Source organism: Pseudomonas sp. SCA2728.1_7, from assembly GCF_018138145.1.
Lineage (GTDB): Bacteria > Pseudomonadota > Gammaproteobacteria > Pseudomonadales > Pseudomonadaceae > Aquipseudomonas > Aquipseudomonas koreensis_A.
In genome coordinates, this window is the sequence record NZ_CP073104.1 from 5,968,793 (window position 1) to 5,989,979 (window position 21,187).

The 21,187-nt window shown below is 59.2% G+C and carries 14 protein-coding genes; 9 read left to right on the forward strand and 5 right to left on the reverse strand.

Translation table 11 applies throughout. From position 1 onward, the window contains the following. Positions 1 to 2: 2 nt before the first annotated feature. Both KBP52_RS26775 and KBP52_RS26780 read right to left on the reverse strand, forming a co-directional pair. Positions 3 to 1,775, reverse strand: a complete 1,773-nt coding sequence (locus tag KBP52_RS26775; protein WP_116030476.1) for an N-acetylglutaminylglutamine amidotransferase — start codon at positions 1,773 to 1,775, stop codon at positions 3 to 5. Between the two features lie 109 nt (positions 1,776 to 1,884). Further along, on the reverse strand, positions 1,885 to 3,432 hold the full coding sequence (locus tag KBP52_RS26780) for a DUF6543 domain-containing protein (RefSeq protein WP_212621323.1): 1,548 nt from the start codon (positions 3,430 to 3,432) through the stop codon (positions 1,885 to 1,887). Between the two features lie 342 nt (positions 3,433 to 3,774). Between KBP52_RS26780 and KBP52_RS26785 the strand changes: the two genes are divergently transcribed. Beyond that, positions 3,775 to 8,598 carry an NEL-type E3 ubiquitin ligase domain-containing protein gene (locus KBP52_RS26785; protein ID WP_212621324.1) on the forward strand — a complete coding sequence of 1,608 codons (4,824 nt, stop codon included), beginning with the start codon at positions 3,775 to 3,777 and terminating at the stop codon, positions 8,596 to 8,598. A gap of 3 nt (positions 8,599 to 8,601) precedes the next feature. On the opposite strand, the gene mnmC is transcribed toward KBP52_RS26785, so the two are convergent. Further along, complete coding sequence (gene mnmC, locus KBP52_RS26790) at positions 8,602 to 10,581, reverse strand: bifunctional tRNA (5-methylaminomethyl-2-thiouridine)(34)-methyltransferase MnmD/FAD-dependent 5-carboxymethylaminomethyl-2-thiouridine(34) oxidoreductase MnmC (protein WP_212621325.1); 1,980 nt, start codon at positions 10,579 to 10,581, stop codon at positions 8,602 to 8,604. 172 nt (positions 10,582 to 10,753) lie between these two features. On the opposite strand from mnmC, the gene pap reads away from it, so the two are divergent. Both pap and KBP52_RS26800 read left to right on the forward strand, forming a co-directional pair. Continuing rightward, positions 10,754 to 12,268, forward strand: a complete 1,515-nt coding sequence (gene pap / locus KBP52_RS26795) for a polyphosphate:AMP phosphotransferase (protein ID WP_212621326.1) — start codon at positions 10,754 to 10,756, stop codon at positions 12,266 to 12,268. A 102-nt stretch (positions 12,269 to 12,370) separates the two neighbouring features. Further along, the gene (locus KBP52_RS26800) at positions 12,371 to 13,555 is read left to right on the forward strand and encodes a thiolase family protein (RefSeq protein ID WP_116030481.1); all 1,185 of its coding nucleotides are present in this window, start codon (positions 12,371 to 12,373) and stop codon (positions 13,553 to 13,555) included. A 102-nt stretch (positions 13,556 to 13,657) separates the two neighbouring features. Here the strand turns inward: KBP52_RS26800 and KBP52_RS26805 are convergent, their stop codons facing one another. Next, positions 13,658 to 13,861: a DUF6316 family protein gene (locus KBP52_RS26805; RefSeq protein WP_212621327.1), complete on the reverse strand. Its 204-nt coding sequence runs from the start codon at positions 13,859 to 13,861 to the stop codon at positions 13,658 to 13,660. A gap of 210 nt (positions 13,862 to 14,071) precedes the next feature. On the opposite strand from KBP52_RS26805, the gene KBP52_RS26810 reads away from it, so the two are divergent. Beyond that, positions 14,072 to 15,031: a DMT family transporter gene (locus KBP52_RS26810; protein WP_212621328.1), complete on the forward strand. Its 960-nt coding sequence runs from the start codon at positions 14,072 to 14,074 to the stop codon at positions 15,029 to 15,031. 103 nt (positions 15,032 to 15,134) lie between these two features. Here the strand turns inward: KBP52_RS26810 and KBP52_RS26815 are convergent, their stop codons facing one another. Continuing rightward, positions 15,135 to 16,529 (reverse strand): class II fumarate hydratase, encoded by a 1,395-nt coding sequence (locus tag KBP52_RS26815; RefSeq protein ID WP_007908383.1) that lies wholly within the window; start codon positions 16,527 to 16,529, stop codon positions 15,135 to 15,137. Between the two features lie 193 nt (positions 16,530 to 16,722). Here KBP52_RS26815 and KBP52_RS26820 point away from each other — a divergent pair, with 193 nt between their 5' ends. The 5 genes from KBP52_RS26820 (at position 16,723) to KBP52_RS26840 (ending at position 21,052) form a co-directional block, all read left to right on the forward strand. Further along, positions 16,723 to 17,238 (forward strand): DUF2059 domain-containing protein, encoded by a 516-nt coding sequence (locus KBP52_RS26820; protein WP_116030483.1) that lies wholly within the window; start codon positions 16,723 to 16,725, stop codon positions 17,236 to 17,238. 12 nt (positions 17,239 to 17,250) lie between these two features. Beyond that, positions 17,251 to 17,550: a BolA family protein gene (locus tag KBP52_RS26825; protein ID WP_064120325.1), complete on the forward strand. Its 300-nt coding sequence runs from the start codon at positions 17,251 to 17,253 to the stop codon at positions 17,548 to 17,550. 103 nt (positions 17,551 to 17,653) lie between these two features. Then, the gene (locus KBP52_RS26830) at positions 17,654 to 18,595 is read left to right on the forward strand and encodes a rhodanese-related sulfurtransferase (protein WP_116030484.1); all 942 of its coding nucleotides are present in this window, start codon (positions 17,654 to 17,656) and stop codon (positions 18,593 to 18,595) included. A gap of 35 nt (positions 18,596 to 18,630) precedes the next feature. Continuing rightward, a complete protein-coding gene (locus KBP52_RS26835; RefSeq protein WP_212623167.1) occupies positions 18,631 to 19,233 on the forward strand; it encodes a DsbA family protein in 603 nt (200 codons plus the stop codon). Continuing rightward, complete coding sequence (locus KBP52_RS26840) at positions 19,226 to 21,052, forward strand: ABC transporter ATP-binding protein (RefSeq protein ID WP_116030485.1); 1,827 nt, start codon at positions 19,226 to 19,228, stop codon at positions 21,050 to 21,052. The genes KBP52_RS26835 and KBP52_RS26840 overlap by 8 nt, the downstream gene beginning before the upstream one ends. Positions 21,053 to 21,187 lie beyond the last annotated feature (135 nt).

The window sequence follows — 21,187 nt, forward strand, 5'->3', positions numbered from 1 at the left end:
GATCAGATTCCTTGTTCACTGAGCCACAGGTTCAGGGCTGCCAGTTGCCACAGCTTCGAACCGCGCAACGGCGTCAGTTGGCCTTGCGGATCGGTCAGCAACTTGTCGAGCATGGCCGGGTTGAACAGGCCGCGATCCTGACTTGGATCGAGCAGCAGTTCGCGCACCCAGTTCAGCGTATCGCCCTGCAAGTGCTTGAGACCAGGCACCGGGAAATAGCCTTTTTTGCGGTCGATCACTTCACTTGGAATCACTCGACGCGCGGCTTCTTTCAAGACTTGTTTGCCGCCATCGGGCAGCTTGAATTGGCCCGGCACCCGCGCCGACAGTTCGACCAGTCGATAGTCGAGAAACGGCGTGCGCGCCTCCAGACCCCAGGCCATGGTCATGTTGTCGACACGTTTGACCGGGTCGTCGACCAGCATCACCGTGCTGTCCAGACGCAGGGCTTTGTCGACGGCCGCATCAGCGCCGGGCTGGGCGAAATGTTCTTTCACGAAGTCGCCGGCAGCGTCATTCGCAGTCAGCCATTTCGGCTGCACGGTGGCGGCGTAGTCGTCGTAGCTGCGGTCGAAAAACGCATTGCGATACGCCGCATACGGATCGGCTGCGCCATCGACTTGCGGGTACCAGTGATAACCGGCGAACAGCTCATCCGCACCCTGGCCGCTCTGTACCACCTTGCAGTGCTTGGCCACTTCACGGGACAACAGATAGAAGGCGATGCAGTCGTGGCTGACCATCGGTTCGCTCATTGCACGGAATGCGGCGGGCAGTTGCTCGATGATCTCTTTCTCGTCGATGCGCAATTGATGGTGTTGGGTGCCGTAGTGTTTGGCGATCAGATCGGAATACTGAAACTCGTCACCGCGCTCACCGCCGGCATCCTGGAAACCGATGGAGAAGGTCGACAGGTTCTCCACGCCGACTTCACGCAACAGGCCGACGAGCATGCTCGAATCGACACCGCCGGACAGCAGCACGCCGACATCCACCGCCGCACGTTGACGGATCGCCACCGCCTCGCGGGTGCTGTCGAGCACGCGGTCGACCCAGTCTTCCAGCTTCAGGTTTTTCTCGTCTTCCTGTGGGCCGTAGGGCAGGGTCCACCAGGTTTTCTGCTCGGTGGTGCCATCGGCTTCAACGCGCATCCAGGTCGCCGGTGGCAGTTTTTCAATGCCGGCCAGCAGGGTGCGCGGCGCCGGGACCACGGCATGGAAATTCAGGTAGTGATTGAGCGCCACCGGATCAAGGATCGGGTTGATGTCGCCGCCCTTGAGCAGCGCCGGCAACGCCGAGGCAAAGCGCAGGCGCTGGCCGGTGCGCGACAGGTACAACGGCTTCACGCCGAGACGGTCGCGGGCGATGAACAGGCGTTGGGCATCGCGCTCCCAAATGGCAAAGGCGAACATGCCGTTGAGTTTCGGCAACAGCGCTTCACCCCAGGCGTGATAGCCCTTGAGCAGCACTTCGGTGTCGCCACCGGAATAGAAGGCATAACCCAGCGCTTCGAGTTCGGCGCGCAGTTCCGGGAAGTTGTAGATCGCGCCATTGAAGGCCAGGGACAGGCCCAGTTGGCTGTCGATCATCGGCTGCGCCGAGCCGTCCGACAGGTCCATGATTTTCAGGCGACGATGTCCCAGGGCAATCGGCCCTTGGGCATGGAAGCCCCACGCGTCGGGGCCGCGTGGGGCCAGGTGATGGGTGATTCTCTCGATCGCTGCAAGGTCTGCAGGTTGTTGATCAAAACGTAACTCGCCAGCTAATCCGCACATAAAATCCTTACCGGTTTTTCCGTTGGGGAGGGGTCAAGCAGTACCTCGCCAGAAGGGCGGGTACTCAGAAACTGACCCGCCCCGGTAAGTGGAGTTTTAGAACGATAAGTTATAAGTCCGGCATTGGGTCTGTTTTTGGCCCACAGACGTCACATGCTTTGTGCTGCATGTCTTTTTGCGCCTGCGAGCTTTGCTTGACGATTACGTCGTGTTGCACGCACTCAGGCAACGCAGATTTTTTCTGTAGAAAGATCGGTTGTCCGGTCAATTCGAATTGCTCGAAATAATCAGCCGTGCCTTCGTCCAGTTGCGGTTTGTGGTCATTGCCATCCGCGGGAGGCGGTGTTTTTTTCAGATCCAGCAATCGGACCAGCGCTTGGTGTTTTTCGGTCACCGGCCAGGTATCCACGCTATTGAATACGCTGTTCAGCAGTCGATCAGTGGGATGGGTTCGCAAGCGGTTGATGAAATCATCGGTCGGGCTTTTGAGTGGCGAGAGATACTTGCCCAAGGCTACCTTTTCTCGTCGTTTGGCATAGGCCGGTTCATTGACATTGCCGACCGGCACCGCAAATTCCCTGGCATCAGCAAAGAACTTGTCGACGTAACGATCAAACAGATGTTGATAGAAGCCTTTCTCAAGAGGGATGAATGTTATTTCCGAGTATATGTTTTCCAGCGTGTTCAGAGAGAACTCATGCTGTTCGGCAACGGGTAGCTGAGATTTGATGAGTTCCCGAAACTCCGCTTTTGGCAGGAATTCGTAAACAAAACGGTCTGTGTATTCGACAGGGTTATTGGATTTATAAAAGCCGTCGCCGGAATCGTTAGGCACATACAGGATAAAGCTGTCTTTTTTTGCCTCTGTAGAATGTCGCCATGTGATCAATGTGGCGTCTGTCGTATATTTGCCAAACAGCTGCAAAGCGTGCAGTTGGATTTTGCCGTTATAAAATGAATCGCCAGTACAAATGTCCTCTCGGCTGTACAGGAGTTGCATAAGGGCGTGAAGTTGGTGGGGCGGAAATTCCGCACCGAGATGGTCCTTTCCAACAGGCTTGGTGAAGTATTTTTCATAGGCGAGGAGTTCAAAGTTGTGCTTGTGCAGTTGTGCACCGAGGCGTTTAACGCGCCCATCCTTCAATACCCTGGAAAGGTAAGCAAGATAGGCGCCACCGAGATCAAGCTCGCGACTTAACACTGCAAATTCCTGCGCGCTGATCCTGAGATCCGATGACCCCCGCTCAGCCGCTTTGCACGGTTGGCTCAGCGTACCGCTGTCACTTGAATAGTACCCCGGCGCCGCTTCCTCGTCGGTGAAGTTCAACATGGCCGCCTGTAACAGGGTGAGGACAGGTGAAGTCTGGTCTTTGGTGTTCGCGGGTGCGAGGCTGATAAGGTCATCGACGCTGAAGCGCATTCCGTACTTTTGCTTTAGTACCTGCAGCAGCTTGAGCCTGCAGAACTGTTCCAGGTTTACCAGCTTGCTCACCAGCGACTCGAAATAATAATGAAAGGGGACTGCTTGATCTATTGCTTTACGGAAATCAGCAAGTTTTCCGGGATCATCTTTCTTGAAGAGGTGGATGAAACGATCCAGGGGCGGCGGTAATTTGACTGTTGCAGCAATCGGTTGTTTTTTAAGTGGCGTATCCATGGAGAAAACTCATTTAGAAAAAGAGTCTTAATCCTAGTGTGTTTCAGGAGAGGAAAATAACGCGATTAGTTGATGGTTGGGAACCCGGTGTAAGCAATATTTTGATTGGGAAATATAGATATATACCGCCGTCGCGATTCCGAAGTATGCATCAGGCTGATCCTGAGGGAAGCTGGATTGCAGATGCCGGAAGTTTGCACGGTTCGGGGGCTGCAGGAATATTTTCATCAGTGATTAAAGTTGATGGTTTGTTTAGGTTTTCAATAGGTTTTTCAGGTTTTTTATATACGTTCGGTAGCGTTAAAGTTAAAAACCGATAACCGCAATAAAGGACTATTGCTGATGACAGCCCAGGAAAACCAACAAACGCCGACTCAAGCCTCGATCTTGAGCACATTACTCGAAGCCACAGGCGACCTCGACACCGCCGAAACTCTGGAAAAAACGCTCCCGGCGTATTTGCTCCAGGCGTCGGCCACCAGCCTGGCAAGGCTGGATGAAATCAACCGTGAACTGTACGCCCGGCAACTCAAGGTCAGTAAGGATCTGATCCGGCTAAAACCGTTGGCCGACTTCTGTATCAGCGAACTCAACGCGGCACTGAGCCAAAAATGGCCGGCGCTTTATGACGCAGGTGTGGATGTGGTCAGTCTGCCGGGTGTTGATTGTGGCTGCGAAACGACTGCGACCGATCAGGCCGGGATAGACCTCGTCAAACACGCCTCGCAAACGCTCTTGCAGGCTGCCATGCAAAACTTTACCGAAGACGAGGAGCAGGCTGACGCGTTTCCCGATGGCAGTCAGGTGCGCCTGAAAAGCGCGCCGCAGGGTGTGAGCGGCTTGACCCCAGCGGCGTTTGCCGCGTTTTGCCGTCAACTGGATCTGGGCCAGAAATACCAGGAGCATCTGCAGCAAGTGTTCGGCCTGCGTGATGAAAGCGGCAAAATCGTGGCGACCAGTGCCATGACCCGTGATATCGCCGCGTTGAAACAGTCGCTATTGGAACTGGATGCGCACCTGGCCGTGCTCAAAGGCGATATCACAGCGGCAGGCTTGCGCATGTTGCAGGACCTGGTGATGGCCGAGGGCGTGGCGTTGACGCCAACCCTGCGGTACGGCGAAGAACCGCTGATCATGCAGGGCATCCAGATGCTCGACAGCTGCGTGTGGGGCGTCGTCGTTTTTTCCAGACGCTCCGTGGAACAACACCCTGAGGACGGATGCATGGTGTACATGGCCGGCGAGCCTGAGCGGGCCGTGTACGAATACCCGAGTTTCAATGCATTCAAGGGCTACCTGTTGCAACAACTGAAAAGCGCGGATTATCAGGACTACTTTGCCCGCAGCCTCGACGAAGATGACAAGGCGGATTTCTTCAAGACGCTCGCTGAAAAAGGCGATCTGGGTCTGGTCAAACAATGGCCGATCAGCGTGCCGCTCTTCGATTTCATGGTGCAAAGCCATGTCGGCAAGTTACAGATCGACGCACGCAAACTGGCAGTGCCTACCGCTGATATCGATGAAGAGATGCGCCGCAAGCGTCTGCTCGATTTCGTTCAGCGTGAAGTGAATATTGTCTCGGTGGCCGGGCTCTTCGTGCCGGTGCTCGGACAGTTGATGATGGGCGTCGCGGTGGGGCAATTGCTTGGCGAAGTCTACGAAGGCGTCGAAGACTGGCAGCGCGGTGATCATCAGCAAGCCCTGTCGCATCTGCTCAGCGTGGTCGAGAACATCGCGTTGATGGGCGTCTTCGCCGGTGGGCAAAAAGTGTTGGGGACACTGGGTCGCAAACTGCTGCGCGCGCACCCGCAGTTCTTTGGGGAATTCACTGCCATTCTCAATCACGCCGGTAAAGCGCGCCTGTGGAAGCCTGATCTCACGCCCTACGAGCATTCTCTCCCGGCAGGCTTAACCATCGATGCCGGCTCCAAGGAGTTTTATCAGATTGGCGCGAAAACCCTTGGCAATGTTGACCATCGTGTGTTCGCCGGCCGCTACGATATCGATGCTGACCTGTGGCGTCTGGAGCACGCCGCACGAGCGCATGCCTATACCCCGGAACTGGTCCGGCACGTCGAAGGCGGTTGGCGGCTACCCGGCGAAGAGCCCGAGGAATGGGGCAGTTCCGCGTACGCGCTGAAACGCATCGATCCGCACTTGCGCGAATTCGTCGACAGCGACCTGGACATGATGCGTCGACTCAGCGACACCTCGCATCAGACCGTGCTCGACACCTTCAACGACAATCTGAGCCTGCCTGAGCGCCTGCGCGATACCGTCGAGCGTGTACGCATCGGGCGCCAGTTACGGAACGTGACCGTGGAGCTGGAAAACGGCGGAACCCATTCCGGGCAATCTGTCGAGACGCTGATGCATGCCTTGCCGAAACTGCCAGGCTGGCCCACCGACCGCTATATCGAGGTGGCCGGAGAAGAAGGGGCCGTCGAAGCAACCTATCCGGCGAACAGTACGATCGACGAAACGCTGGGTGTGGTTGTTACCCGGGACCAATTGTCCCGGGGCCAATTGTTGCAAACGGTTATCGATGGTCTGTACCAAAACGAGGTCGATGCGTTGCTTGGCGGCAAATTCGCAAAAAGCACAGAGGAAAGCGCACTGGCGAAAAAGCTTGGTGCGGCGCTCAGGTCCGATTATCGCGCGGTGTTCGAGCGTCTGTATCAACGCTACGACGAGAGTCAGGCGGATGAGCTGCTCAATTTGCGCAAGGTTTTCGCCGACATCCCGGCGCGCTATGGACAACGCCTGATCGACCGCGCACCCAGTGTCGAGCGCCAGCACCTGCGCACCACCGCACGGGTGCCATTGCGGCTGGGGCAGCGCGCCCGGGCCGCTGCCGCCAAGGTGCGGCTCGACCGCGGGCTGACGGGATTTCACTGGCCACGCCTGGCGAATGCCGATACCGACAAACTGGCCATTCAGTTGCTGCCACGCCTTGGCGGCTGGAATAAAAAACTGCGCCTGGAGGTGCGCGACAAGACCTTGAGCGGATCCGTGCTGGAGGCCATCGGCGATGCGTCCGCGACCTCCGGCGATACCTGTTACCTGGTGAAATCCGCTGACGGTTATGAAGCATTTGACGGCGACAAAAAATCCCTTGGCAAGGTGGCGTCGGGGCCCGACGCCTTGTACACCGCCATCCTGAAGGCGCTCCCGTCACGTCAGCGTGAGGCGAGCGGATTGATCGAAGCCGGGCAGCCAAGCAGACAGCGCTTGCGCAGAAAATTGCTCGACGCAGGGTTCGAAGAGCGCGAAGCCACCGGGCGCACACTGGTCAGCGGCAAGTATGAACCGCCGGGCGTCGAGCCGGCCTGCGTGCAAGGCGATCAGGTCCCGGCGACGAATCACTCACGCAAGTTGCTACGCAAAGTGCGCAAACTCTATCCCCGCCTGAATGTCGCGCAGGCCAGTCAATTGCTTGATGAGCTGGGCGACGATCCGCTGAGTCGGGCGACTCGGGTCAAAGCCTTGCGTCAGGATTTGAAAACCCTGCGTGACGTTCTCTTTATCTGGAGTGAGGATGGCGCCGCCCTGAAGGCGATGGGAGGGGAACTGGCCGAAGCGCGGCAAAGCCGCAAGATGGTGGCCGAGCTGATCGTAGAGGGCTTTCGGCGGTTTGACTGGGCCGAGGGTGAACAGGGCAAATCGGTCTGCGCCCTCAATCTCGATCGAATGCGCATCGGCAAGCTGCCGAGCATGCCTGCGGGATTGAGCTTTGACCATATCCAGCATTTGTCGATGAAAGACATGGCGCAGAATGATGATGTCACGTACTTCCTCAAATCCTTCAAACAGCTTGAGTCGCTGGAACTCGACAACAATAAAATCACCCGGCTCCCCGAAGTGCTGTCGCATATGCCCAACCTCAAGCGACTGAGCCTGGAGGGCAATCAGGTAAAGCTGACCGAGCAGACATTGACGAAGCTGAACCGGCTGCGCACGCTGACGTATCTTAATCTGAACAAAAACCCGTTGGGCGCCACCCCGGATGTCAGTCAAATGAGCAACCTGCGACTGTTGTTGCTGCGCGATACGGGGATTACCGAACTGCCTGAAGGTCTGCAGAATCGCGCCCATATCGAATGGATGGATCTGAGCAAAAACAAGATCAAGGAGTTGCCCGATTGGCTGTTTCAAAAACCGCGACGGTTTACCCGGGTGCTCAACCTGGGGCTCAATCCCTTTACTGAAACCAGCCAAACGTATCTGGATAACTACCGCAATAATTACGGTACAGGAATGGGTTACACCGCAGACGACATTGCCCGACTCCACGAGCAAACTGCGCGCTCATTATGGCTCACCAAGACGACCGGTGAGGAATGGCTGACGCAGGTGCGGATCTGGGAGGCGTTTCGCGACGATCCCCGTGCCGAAGGCTTGTTCCAGCTACTCGCGCGACTGGGCGATACCGCCGACGGGACGAAGGGCAGCGCTGACATGCAGCGACGGATCTGGGAAGTATTGAAGGCAGCAGAGGCTGATGGCCCTCTGTGCGATGAGTTGCTCGATATGGCCGCCAACCCGATCAATTGCGATGACACTGCGGCGATCAATTTCAGTCATCTTGAAGTTGCTGTTCACGTCGATCATGTCACCAAGGGAGCCGGCGGCAAGGTCACTGCCAAACCGCTGCTCGAACTCGGCCGCAGTCTGTTCCGGCTGCATCGACTGAACGCGATTGCCCACGACCATGCGGTCAAGGTCGGGAAGCTGGATGAAGTCGAGGTGAACCTGGCTTATCGCATCGGACTGGCGAAGACACTGGACCTGCCCGGCCAGCCGCAGAACATGCTGCTCGGACCGGAGAGCGGCGTGACCGCCGCTGATCTGGAAAAAGCGCAACACCGGATCGCTACAGATGAACTCTCCCCCCAATGGCTCGAATTCATGCAGCAGCAGACGTTCTGGCGTGACTACCTGAAACGTACGTTTACGCGCCAGTTCTCGCAGATTGAAGAGTCGTTCGCGCCGCGTATGAGTGCCTTGGATGAGCAGGCGGACACACTGCCCAGTGCTGACTATCTGAGTCAGGGGCTTGCCCTCAAACTTCAAAAGGAGCAGGCGCAAGAGGCAGAGTTCAAGCGCCTGACGCAAGAGTCTATCCGCCTGATGGACCTAGGCCTGTGCGTGATGCCAGACATGTGAGTTTCACTTGCCGCGAATCAACTGCCGCAGGGCGAAGCGGTTAGGGTGACAGGCTTCGGCGACACTGCGTGGCAGCGGTAGCGGCTCGTTGTCCAGCCACGCGGCGAGCAGTTCGCCGGACAATGGCGCGGTGATCAGTCCGCGCGAGCCGTGGCCGCTGTTGATGTATAAGCCGTCCAGCCAAGGGCAGGCAATGTCCGGCACCTGACGGGCATCCTTGCTCAGGGCGGCATAGGCCTCGAGGAACGCTTCGCGGTCGGCGAGCGGGCCGACAATCGGCAAATAGTCAGGGCTGGTGCAGCGAAAGGCTGCGCGGCCCTGCAGATCTTCGACCGGCTGTTCGCTGACGTGCAGACGCGCGACGAGGTCGGTGGAAATCTCTTCGAGCATCGCCAGATTGCCTTGGTGTTCGGCGGTGGTCGGCGTCAGGTCATTGCTGTTGAAATCGAAACTGGCGCCCAGGGTGTGTTCGCCCAGGCGAGCAGGGGCGACGTAGCCTTCGGCGCAAACCACAGTGCTCAGCGCTTGGCTTTGTGTTGTTTCGACGAGACGAGTGATCTGCCCGCGAATGCGTTTGAGCGGCAGTTCGGCACTCTGCGCAAAGCGTTTGATCTCGGCAGCGCCGGCCAGCACCACGACCGGCGCGCTGGCGAGCAAACGCTCACCGTCCAGCGCCTGCCACTGATCATCGACCTTGCGCAGTTGCAGCGCTTGGCAATGGCTGAGCAGTTCGATGTTCGGCTGCGCCGCTTGTGCCTGACACAGCGCCGGCGGATGCACCCAGCCAGCTTCGGGATAGTACAAACCGCCATGGCTCACGCCGACCCCGGCGCGGACTTGCGCCTCGGGCTGATCCAGCCACTGCAACAGATCTTCGGGAAAGGCTTGCGCCAATTGCGCGTGGCGCTCGGCTTCCTTGGCATTGAACGCCAGTTGCAGCACGCCGCAATCGTCCCAATCGCTGCCGCGTTGCAGGGTTTCCAGCAGGCGCCGGGTGTAACCGAAACCGCTGACGATCAGTTGCGACAACGCCGTGCCGTGGGCAGACAACTTCAGGTACAGCACACCTTGTGGATTACCGGAAGCTTCTTGCGCCACGGCTGCATGGCGTTCCAGCAACGTGACCTGCCAGCCGCGTGCGGCCAGACTGGACGCCGTGGCACATCCGGCCAGACCGGCGCCGATCACCAGCGCACGCCGCTCACCGACAGTCGGGGCAGGGCGCGCGAACCACGGCTTGTCCGGCACTGGCGGCGCAACTTCCGCTGGCCAGCCGAGAAACTCGCCACGGAGGATTTCCCACTTGTGGCCGATGCCCGGCGTGCGCTTCATTTTGAATCCGGCGGCATTCAGCAAACGCCTTACCCAACCGGTGCTGGTGAAGGTGCTGATGGTCGAACCGGGCGCTGCCAGTCGCGCCAGTTCGACGAACAGTTCGGCGGTCCACATGTCCGGGTTTTTCGCCGGGGCGAAACCGTCGAGAAACCATGCATCGATCTGCGCGTCGAGCTGCGGCAGCTGCTCCAGTGCATCGCCGATCAACAGCGTCAGCGTCACGCGGCCGTTGGCCAACGTGATGCGCTGAAAACCCTGATGGATCGCCACGTAGTGCGTCAGCAACTGATCGGCCAACGGCTTGAGTTCCGGCCACAAGGCCAGGGCCCGGTGCAAATCGGCAGGGCTGAGCGGGTACTTTTCGACGCTGACGAAATGCAACCGCGCACCGGCCACCGCATGCTGCTCGAACAACTGCCAGGCGCAGAGAAAATTCAGTCCGGTGCCAAAACCGGTTTCACCGATGACCAGCCGCCCATCCGCCGGCAGCGCGGCAAAACGTTCGGCCAAACGGTTCTGTTCGAGGAACACGTAACGGGTTTCATCCAGACCTGATTTGTCGGAAAAATACACGTCGTCGAACACCCGCGAACGCGGGCGTCCCTGGTCATCCCAGTCGAGTTGGGCGTGGGGCAATACAGGTTTCATGGCAGGCTCGGCAACGACAAGGCGGCCATTCTAGCCGATCGCGCAGGGGCTGCTTGATCCATGGCAAGGCTTGCGGTCACTGACTCACGGACAATCCGCCACCTGCGGGAATTTCTGCGCCGCTGCTATGCCCAATCCGCTAGTCTTGCTGAATCCTGGAAGGAGCCGTCCCATGTTTGAATCCGCTGAAATCGGTCACGCCATCGACAAAGACACCTTTGATGCGGCCGTCCCGGCATTGCGTGAAGCCTTGCTCGAAGCCCAGTTCGAATTGCAGCAGCAGAAGCGTTTCCCGGTGATCATCCTGATCAACGGTATCGAGGGTGCGGGCAAGGGCGAGACGGTCAAGTTGCTCAACGAGTGGATGGACCCGCGCCTGATCGAAGTGCGCACTTTCGATCAGCAGACAGATGAAGAGTTGTCGCGGCCACCGGCGTGGCGCTACTGGCGGATGCTCCCGGCCAAGGGGCGTATGGGGATCTTCTTCGGTAACTGGTACAGCCAGATGCTCCAGGGACGGGTGCATGGCTTGTTCAAGGACCCGCGTCTGGATCAGGCAATCGCCGGTGCCGAGCGTTTGGAAAAGATGCTCTGCGATGAAGGCGCGCTGATCTTCAAGTTCTGGTTTCATCTCTCGAAGAAACAGATGAAGGCCCGGCTCAAAGCACTGGCCGATGATCCGCTGCACAGCTGGCGCATCAGCCCGCTGGACTGGCAGCAATCGGAAACCTACGACAAGTTCGTCAAATACGGCGAGCGCGTGCTGCGCCGTACCAGCCGTGATTACGCGCCGTGGCATGTGATCGAAGGCGCCGACGCCAACTACCGCAGCCTGGCGGTCGGCAAGATTCTCCTCGAAGGTTTGCAGAATGCGCTGAAGCGTGCGGACGTGCATCCGCACGATGTCAGCGCCGCGCCGTTGGGCATGCCGGTCGATCAGTTGAACCTGCTCGACAGTCTCGACCTGACCCAGCGCCTTGAGAAGAAAGACTACGAAGAGCAACTGATCACCGAGCAGGCGCGCTTGTCCGGATTGATGCGCGACAAACGCATGCGCCGCCACGCGCTGGTCGCGGTGTTCGAAGGCAATGACGCGGCGGGCAAGGGCGGGGCGATCCGTCGGGTCGCGGCGGCGCTCGATCCACGTCAATACAACATCGTGCCGATTGCCGCGCCGACTGAAGAGGAGCGGGCGCAGCCGTACTTGTGGCGTTTCTGGCGGCACATTCCGGCGCGCGGCAAGTTCACCGTGTTCGACCGCTCCTGGTACGGCCGGGTGTTGGTCGAGCGGGTGGAAGGCTTCTGTACGCCGGCCGACTGGCTGCGTGCCTATGGCGAGATCAACGATTTTGAAGAGCAACTGGCTGACGCTGGAGTCATCGTGGTCAAGTTCTGGCTGGCTATCGACAAGGACACACAGATGGAGCGTTTCCAGGCGCGCGAGGAGATCCCGTTCAAGCGCTTCAAGATCACCGAAGACGACTGGCGCAATCGCGACAAGTGGGATGATTACCGCGCCGCCGTCGGCGATATGGTCGATCGCACCAGCTCCGAGATCGCGCCGTGGACATTGGTTGAAGCCAATGACAAGCGCTGGGCGCGGGTTAAAGTGCTGCGTACGATCAACCGTGCCCTGGAAGAAGCCTTCGAGAAATCCGACAAGCACGCGAAGAAACACAAGGACTGAGGCGATAGACGCGCATACGCGGGGTGAATGATTGTCGCGGTGGTTGATGCGGTGGACTTATGCTCGGTCCACTCTCAACTGACCACAACAATGAGGTATGCCATGCGTGAAGTGGTGATCGTCGACAGCGTGCGGACTGGCCTGGCCAAATCCTTTCGCGGCAAGTTCAACCAGACCCGTCCCGATGACATGGCGGCTCATTGCGTCAACGCGCTGCTTGAACGCAATGACATCGACCCGGCCAGCGTCGAGGATTGCATTGTCGGCGCCGGCTCCAACGAAGGCGCGCAGGGTTACAACATCGGCCGCAATGTGGCGGTGCTGTCGCGTCTGGGCACCGGCACCGCCGGCATGACCCTCAACCGTTTCTGTTCATCGGGCTTGCAGGCGATTGCGATTGCTGCCAACCAGATCGCTTCGGGTTGCAGCGACATCATCGTGGCCGGCGGCGTTGAGTCGATCAGTCTGACGATGAAGAGCGTCAACACCGATCACCTGATCAACCCTGTGCTCAAGCAGCAGTCGCCGGGTATTTATTACACGATGGGCCAGACCGCCGAAGTGGTCGCGCGACGTTATGGCGTCAGTCGTGAAGCGCAGGATCGTTACTCCCTGCAAAGTCAGATTCGCACTGCGGCGGCGCAGGCCGCCGGGCTGTTCAACGATGAAATCGTACCGATGGCGGTGAAGTATCGCGTCGAGGACAAGAACAGCGGTGAAGTGCAGATTCTCGACGGCGTGGTGGATCGCGACGACTGCAACCGCCCGGACACCACCTATGAAAGTCTCGCAGGACTAAAACCGGTATTCGCCGAGGACGGTTCGGTAACGGCGGGCAACTCGTCGCAACTGTCCGACGGTGCGTCGATGACACTGGTGATGAGCCTGGAGAAAGCCTTGCAACTGGGGCTCAAGCCGAAAGCGTTTTTCCGTGGTTTCACCGTGGCCGGTTGCGAACCGGACGAGATGGGCATCGGCCCGGTGTTCTCGGTGCCGAAGCTGCTCAAGGCCAAGGGTTTGCAGGTGGCGGATATCGACTTGTGGGAGCTGAACGAGGCGTTTGCTTCGCAGTGCCTGTACAGCCGTGATCGGCTGGAGATCGACAACGATAAGTACAACGTCAATGGCGGCTCGATTTCCATTGGGCACCCGTTCGGCATGACCGGGTCGCGGCAGGTCGGGCATCTGGTGCGGGAGTTGCAGCGGCGTAATTTGCGTTATGGGATCGTAACGATGTGTGTGGGCGGCGGGATGGGCGCGACCGGGTTGTTTGAAGCGGTGCGGTAAGGCAGGAAGAGTTTTGTAGATGGGTGGATTGCTATCGCGAGCAGGCTCACTCCTACAGTTGGAATGCGTTCCACTGTAGGAGTGAGCCTGCTCGCGATGGCATCAGTTGGGTGTCCGGTTGGAATCCAGAAGCTGCATCCGCGCGATATAAGCCTTTATTTCCTGCTCAGCCTTCTCGGCACTCTCAAACGGCCCTTCAAGGGTATTCTCCCGAGTGCTGAAAAACAGTTCGCCATTGACCCGGCACACCCGGTCGCTGCGAAAATGCATTTCGGGGGCGCTGTCGCGGGCGCGCATTCCTAACATGAGCGGTCTCCTTGGTTGATGTGCTGGAAGGGATCCAATGAGCTTATGCCTGAAGCACTTGGCTCGCCCGGCCAGCCGATCAACGGCGGCGCGTCAATTTAATGCTGCGACCTGCACAGTTTCATTCGCGTCCTGGCCTTAACTGTCCCTGTGTGCCGATTCAGGGCGCGCCTAGAATGAGCGCACTTGTCAGCAGGCTTTGGGGTTTACATGCACATTTCATCCGGTCGCTGGGTCTACGGTCTGTTCCTGGCGCTGCTGACCGCGTTTCTGTGGGGCATCCTGCCGATCAAACTCAAACAGGTCTTGCTGGTGATGGACCCGATCACGGTGACCTGGTTTCGCCTGCTGGTGTCCGGCGGCTGCCTGTTCATCTATCTGGCGGCGGTGAAGCGCCTGCCGAGCCGTAAAGTGCTCGGGCCCAAGGGTGGCTGGCTGGTGCTGATGGCGGTGCTCGGGCTGGTTGGCAACTATGTGTTGTACCTGATGGGGCTCAATTTGCTCAGCCCCGGCACCGCGCAACTGGTGGTGCAAATGGGTCCGATCATGTTGCTGATCGCCAGTCTGTTTGTGTTCAAGGAACGCTTCAGTATCGGTCAGGGCATTGGTCTGGCGGTGCTGTTGATCGGTTTTGTGCTGTTCTTCAATCAGCGCCTGGCCGAGCTGCTGACCTCGCTGTCGGATTACACCGCAGGGGTTTTGCTGGTGCTGTTGGCGTCGACGGTGTGGACCTTCTATGCGCTGGGCCAGAAGCAATTGCTGACGGTGTGGAATTCGCTGCAGGTGATGATGGTGATCTATCTGTTCTGTGCGCTGTTGCTGACACCGTGGGTGCATCCGCTCGAAGCGCTGAACTTGAGTCCGCTGCAGGGCTGGCTGTTGCTGGCATGCTGCATGAACACATTGATTGCCTATGGCGCATTTGCTGAGGCACTGGCGCATTGGGAGGCATCGCGGGTCAGCGCGACGTTGGCGATTACGCCGTTGGTGACGTTTGGCGCGGTGGCGATTGCAGCCGGGGTCTGGCCGGAGTATGTGCATGCCGAGCAGATCAATGGGTTGGGTTATGGCGGGGCGGTGCTGGTGGTACTGGGGTCGGCCCTGGTGGCGTTGGGGCCATCGTTGATTGCCGGGCTCAAGGCGCGGCGGATGAAGATGGCGGCAGGCTAACCGCGTCAGGGCCATCGCGAGCAGGCTCACTCCTACATTTGGAACGCATTCCCTTGTAGGAGTGAGCCTGCTCGCGATGACTTATTAGGAAACGCTACAAATCTCAGCCCTTGGCGCCAGCCTCGATCATATTCTCTGGCCGCACCCACGCATCAAACTCTTCATCGGTCAGATACCCCAGCGCCAACGCCGCCTCACGCAAGGTCAGCCCTTCGCTGTAGGCCTTCTTGGCAATCTCCGCCGACTTGTCATAGCCGATGTGCGGGTTCAGCGCCGTCACCAGCATCAACCCACGCTCGAGATGTCGCGCCATGACCTCGGCATCCGGCTCTAGCCCGGCAATGCAGTGCTGCTGGAAGTTGCTGCAGCCATCGGCCAGCAGACGAATCGATTGCAGCAGGTTATGGATGATCACCGGTTTGAACACGTTCAGCTGCAAGTGGCCCTGACTCGCGGCAATGCCGATGGTCACGTCGTTGCCCAGTACCTGACAGGCGAGCATCGACAATGCCTCGCACTGGGTCGGATTGACCTTGCCCGGCATGATCGAGCTGCCCGGCTCATTCGCCGGCAGCCGCACTTCGGCAAAACCTGCGCGTGGGCCGGAGCCGAGCAGACGCAGGTCGTTGGCGATTTTCATCAGCGCCACGGCGAGGGTTTTTAGCGCGCCCGACAGGCTGGTCAGCGGTTCGTGGCCGGCGAGGGCGGCGAACTTGTTCGGCGCGGTGACGAACGGCAGGCCTGAGAGCGCCGCCAGCTCTGCGGCAATCGCTTCACCAAAACCGTGCGGCGAATTCAGCCCGGTACCGACCGCGGTGCCGCCCTGGGCCAGTTCACACACCGCTGGCAGTGCGGCGCGGATCGCGCGTTCGGCGTAATCCAGCTGCGCGATGAAACCCGACAGCTCCTGACCGAAGGTAATCGGCGTCGCGTCCATCATGTGTGTGCGTCCGGTTTTCACCAGTTTCATGTGCCGCGCCGCCAGTTCAGCGAGGCCGCCGGACAGCTCGGCAATCGCCGGCAGCAGTTGTTCCTGCACGGCCTGGGCGGTGGCGATGCTCATGGCGGTGGGGAAGCAGTCGTTGGAGCTTTGCGAGCGGTTGACGTGGTCGTTCGGGTGCACCGGCGTCTTGCCGCCGCGCGGGTTGCCGGCCAGCTCGTTGGCACGACCGGCGATCACTTCGTTGACGTTCATGTTGCTCTGGGTGCCGCTGCCGGTCTGCCAGACCACCAGCGGAAACTGGTCGTCGTGCTGGCCGTCGAGCACTTCGTCGGCGGCCTGTTCGATCAGGCGGGCGATGTCGGCGGGCAGGTCGCCGTTGCGGTCATTGACGCGGGCGGCGGCTTTCTTGATCAGGGCCAGGGCGTGCAGCACCGGCAGCGGCATGCGTTCCTGACCAATGGCGAAGTTGATCAGCGAGCGTTGCGTCTGAGCACCCCAGTAAGCGTCGTCCGGGACTTCGATCTGGCCCAGGCTGTCGGTTTCGATACGGCTCATCGTGCACACTCCTGTTGGTCTGTTTGCGCAGTTTAGGCCGGCATCGGCCGTGGTGGTTCCATCGAGCCGATTGTTGACCGGTAAAACCCCGCCAATCAAGCGCGGCAAGGCTCGGGGGTTGAGCGACAAGGTTTTTTAGGCGCAGAATGGTCGCCCTTGGGGTTTGACCTCGCTTTGCTTAAAAGGAAACTCGATGACTCGTCTTCGTGCCATCTGCACCGCGGTTGCACTGGTTTGCGCCAGCGGCCAGGTGCTTGCCGATACCGCCAGCCACAACGCCAGTGCCGAAGCTTTCCTGACCCTGGCGCACGCTGACAAGCTGGGCACTCCGGTGTACATGCAAGTGCAGCAAATGTTCGCTCAGCGTTTTGAACAGACCAAAGCCCCGGAAGCCAAGAAAGCCGTACTGGAAACTTACCAGGCCAAGGCCAACGCCGCCCTGGATCAGGCCATCGGCTGGAACAAGCTCAAGCCTGACATGGTCAAGCTCTACACCACTAATTTCAGCGAATCCGAGCTGAAAGATCTGGTCGCGTTCTATCAGTCGCCACTGGGCAAGAAAGTCCTGGAAAAAATGCCGCAGCTGACTCAGCAATCGGCCCAGATGACCCAGGCCAAACTGGAAAGCGCCGTACCTGTCGTCAACAAGCTGCTCGACGACATGACCAAAGAGCTGACCCCGGCAGCGCCTGCGGCCAAGAAGAAGTAAGCGGAGTTCGTGATGACCATGCAACAACGCATCGAATCGACGCTGGCGCTGCTTCAGCCTGAGCACCTGCAAGTGCTGGATGAAAGCCACATGCACAGTCGCGGGTTACAGACGCACTTCAAGGCAGTGGTGGTCAGCGCGCAGTTCGACGGCCTGAACCGGGTCAAGCGCCACCAGAAAGTCTACGGCACGCTCGGCGAGCTGATGGGCGAGTTCCATGCGTTGGCGCTGCACACCTACACCCCGCAGGAATGGGCAGAGATCGACGCCGCCCCGGCGTCGCCGACCTGTGCCGGCGGCAGCAAGCATTAAGCTTCGGTTTTTTGCTAGAATCCGCAACGCGCCGCTCACCCGGCGCGTTTTTTTTTTGAATCCGGTTCACCCTTTGCGAGGGTAGCCACCTGGAGAAATACCCATGACACAACCGATTGTCGTGGCGGCACTGTATAAGTTCGTCACCCTCGAAGATTACGTTGACCTGCGCGAGCCGTTGCTGCAAGCGATGGTCGACAACCAGATCAAAGGCACCCTGCTGATCGCCGAAGAAGGCATCAACGGCACGGTGTCCGGCAGCCGCGAAGGCATCGACGGCCTGCTCGCCTGGCTGAAGAACGACCCGCGCATGATCGACATCGATCACAAAGAGTCGTACTGCGACGAGCAGCCGTTCTATCGCACCAAAGTCAAACTGAAGAAAGAGATCGTCACCCTCGGTGTCGAAGGCGTCGACCCGAACAAAAAAGTCGGTACTTACGTTGATCCGCAAGACTGGAACGCGTTGATCAGCGACCCCGAAGTGCTGCTGATCGACACCCGTAACGATTACGAAGTGTCGATCGGCACCTTCGAAGGTGCCATCGATCCGAAAACCACCAGTTTTCGCGAATTCCCCGACTACATCAAAGAACACTTCAACCCGGCCGTGCACAAGAAAGTCGCGATGTTCTGCACCGGTGGCATTCGCTGCGAGAAAGCCTCGAGCTACATGCTCGGCGAAGGCTACGAAGAGGTTTACCACCTCAAGGGCGGCATCCTGAAGTACCTCGAAGAGGTGCCGCAGGAGGAAACCAAATGGCAGGGCGACTGCTTCGTGTTCGACAACCGCGTGACCGTGCGTCACGACCTCAGCGAAGGCGACTACGATCAATGTCATGCCTGCCGCACACCGGTCAGTGTTGAAGATCGCGCTTCGGAGCATTATGTGGCCGGCATCAGCTGCCCGCATTGCTGGGACAAGCTGAGCGAGAAGACCCGCCGCAGCGCCATCGATCGGCAGAAGCAGATCGAACTGGCCAAGGCGCGCAACATGCCGCACCCGATCGGCTACAACTACAAGCAAGCATCCACCGAGGCTTAACCATGTCTGCGCGCCTGCTCTATGTGATGGATCCGATGTGTTCGTGGTGCTGGGGATTTGCTCCGGTGGCCAAGGCATTGGTCGAGCAGGCGCAAGCAGCCGGGGTCGAGTTGCATCTGGTGGTTGGCGGTTTACGCACCGGTAGCGGTTCGGCGCTGGAGCCGACCACGCGTCGTTACATTCTTGAGCATTGGCAAGCGGTCACCGATGCCACCGGCCAGCCGTTCAAGTTTGACGGTGCGTTGCCCGACGGTTTCGTCTACGACACCGAGCCGGCCTGCCGCGCAATCGTCACCGCGCGCAGCCTGGCACCGGATTGCGCGTGGACACTGGTCGGGCTGATCCAGCAGGCGTTTTACGCTGAAGGTCGCGATGTCACCCAGGCCAGTGTGCTGGTGGAATTGGCGGAGAAGGCCGGCGTGCCGCGCATCGAGTTCGCTGCATTGTTTGATCATGCCGATCAACATAAAGCGACTCAGGCCGATTTCAGTTGGGTGCAGGATCTCGGCATCGCCGGTTTCCCGACCCTGCTCGCCGAACGCAATGGCCAACTGGCCCTGCTGACCAACGGCTATCAACCGCTCAGTGAACTGTCGCCGTTACTGGGTCGATGGCTGGAGCGTGCGGCCTGTGTCTGACCTGGCCGATGACACGCCAGCCGTAAAGCGTGTCGACCGGCTGAGCTGGGCAGAAGTCCGGCGACTGGCACTCACTCACAAAAAATCCCTGTGGATCGCCAACGGCGTGGCTGTGCTGGCGACGTTGTGCAGCGTGCCGATTCCGTTGCTGTTGCCGTTGCTGGTGGACGAAGTCCTGCTCGGCCACGGCGATGCTGCGCTGAAAGTCATGAACCATGTGCTGCCGACGATGTGGCAGCAGGCGGCGGGTTACATCGGCCTGATGTTGTTGGTCACCCTGACGTTGCGATGTGGCTCGCTGTGCTTTGGCGTGTTGCAGTCGCGGCTGTTCGCACGGCTGGCCAAAGACATCGTCTATCGCATTCGCGTGCGCTTGATCGAACGCCTCAAGCGGATTTCCCTCGGCGAATACGAAAGCCTCGGCAGCGGCACGGTGACGACGCACTTGGTCACCGATCTGGATACCCTCGACAAATTCGTTGGCGAAACTCTTAGCCGCTTTCTGGTGGCGATGCTCACACTGGTTGGCACCGCGAGCATCCTGATGTGGATGCACTGGAAGCTGGCGCTGCTGATTCTGCTGTTCAACCCGCTGGTGATCTACGCCACGGTGCAGTTGGGCAAACGGGTCAAACACCTGAAGAAACTCGAGAACGACAGCACCTCGCGCTTCACTCAGGCGTTGAGCGAAACCCTCGATGCGATTCAGGAAATCCGCGCCGGCAACCGTCAGGGCTTCTTTCTCGGGCGACTCGGTCTGCGCGCACAGGAAGTGCGCAATTACGCGGTCAACTCGCAGTGGAAAACCGACGCTTCCAACCGCGCCAGCGGCTTGTTGTTTCAGTTCGGCATCGATATTTTCCGCGCGGCGGCGATGCTCACGGTGTTGTTCTCCGACCTGTCGATCGGCCAGATGCTCGCGGTGTTCAGTTACCTGTGGTTCATGATCGGCCCGGTCGAACAACTGCTCAATCTGCAATACGCCTATTACGCGGCGGGCGGGGCGTTGACGCGGATCAACGAACTGCTGGCGCGCGCCGATGAGCCGCAATATCCCGGCGGCGTCGATCCGTTCAAGGGCCGTGACACCGTCGGCATTCAGGTGCAAGGCCTGAGCTTCGGCTACGGCGATGAACTGGTGCTGGATCAACTGAATCTGTCGATTGCTCCCGGTGAAAAAGTCGCGATTGTTGGCGCCAGCGGCGGCGGCAAAAGTACCCTGGTGCAATTGCTCCTCGGTCTGTACACGCCGCTGGCCGGCACCATCCGTTTCGGCGGCTCGACCCAGCAGGAGATCGGCCTGGAAACGGTGCGGGAAAACGTTGCCGTGGTGCTGCAACACCCGGCACTGTTCAACGATACCGTGCGCGCCAACCTGACCATGGGCCGCACTCGCAGCGACGAAGCCTGCTGGCAGGCGCTGGAAATCGCTCAGCTCGAAGCGACCATCCGTGCTTTGCCCAATGGCCTGGACAGTATCGTCGGCCGCTCCGGCGTGCGCTTGTCGGGCGGTCAACGGCAACGCCTGGCCATCGCGCGGATGATCCTCGCCGAGCCGAAAGTCGTCATCCTCGACGAAGCCACTTCGGCCCTCGACGCCGCCACCGAATACAACCTGCATCAGGCCATGGCGCGTTTCCTCAATGGCCGCACCACGCTGATCATTGCTCACCGACTGTCGGCGGTGAAACAGGCTGATCGCGTGCTGGTGTTCGATGGCGGTCAGGTCGCTGAAGACGGCGATCATCAGCAGTTGATCGCTGACGGTGGCCTGTATGCCAAGCTCTATGGTCACCTGCAGCAGATCCAGCGCCCTTGAGTTTCGTTCCGGTTTCTGTGCTTAGTGCTTGAATTGCATTGAGTAAAATCAACCGGAACGCTCAAGCAGACCAGCCATTTGCACAATCGACCCAGAGGACGGCAGAGCTGTCCCTTTGACTTGGCGAAAATTAGC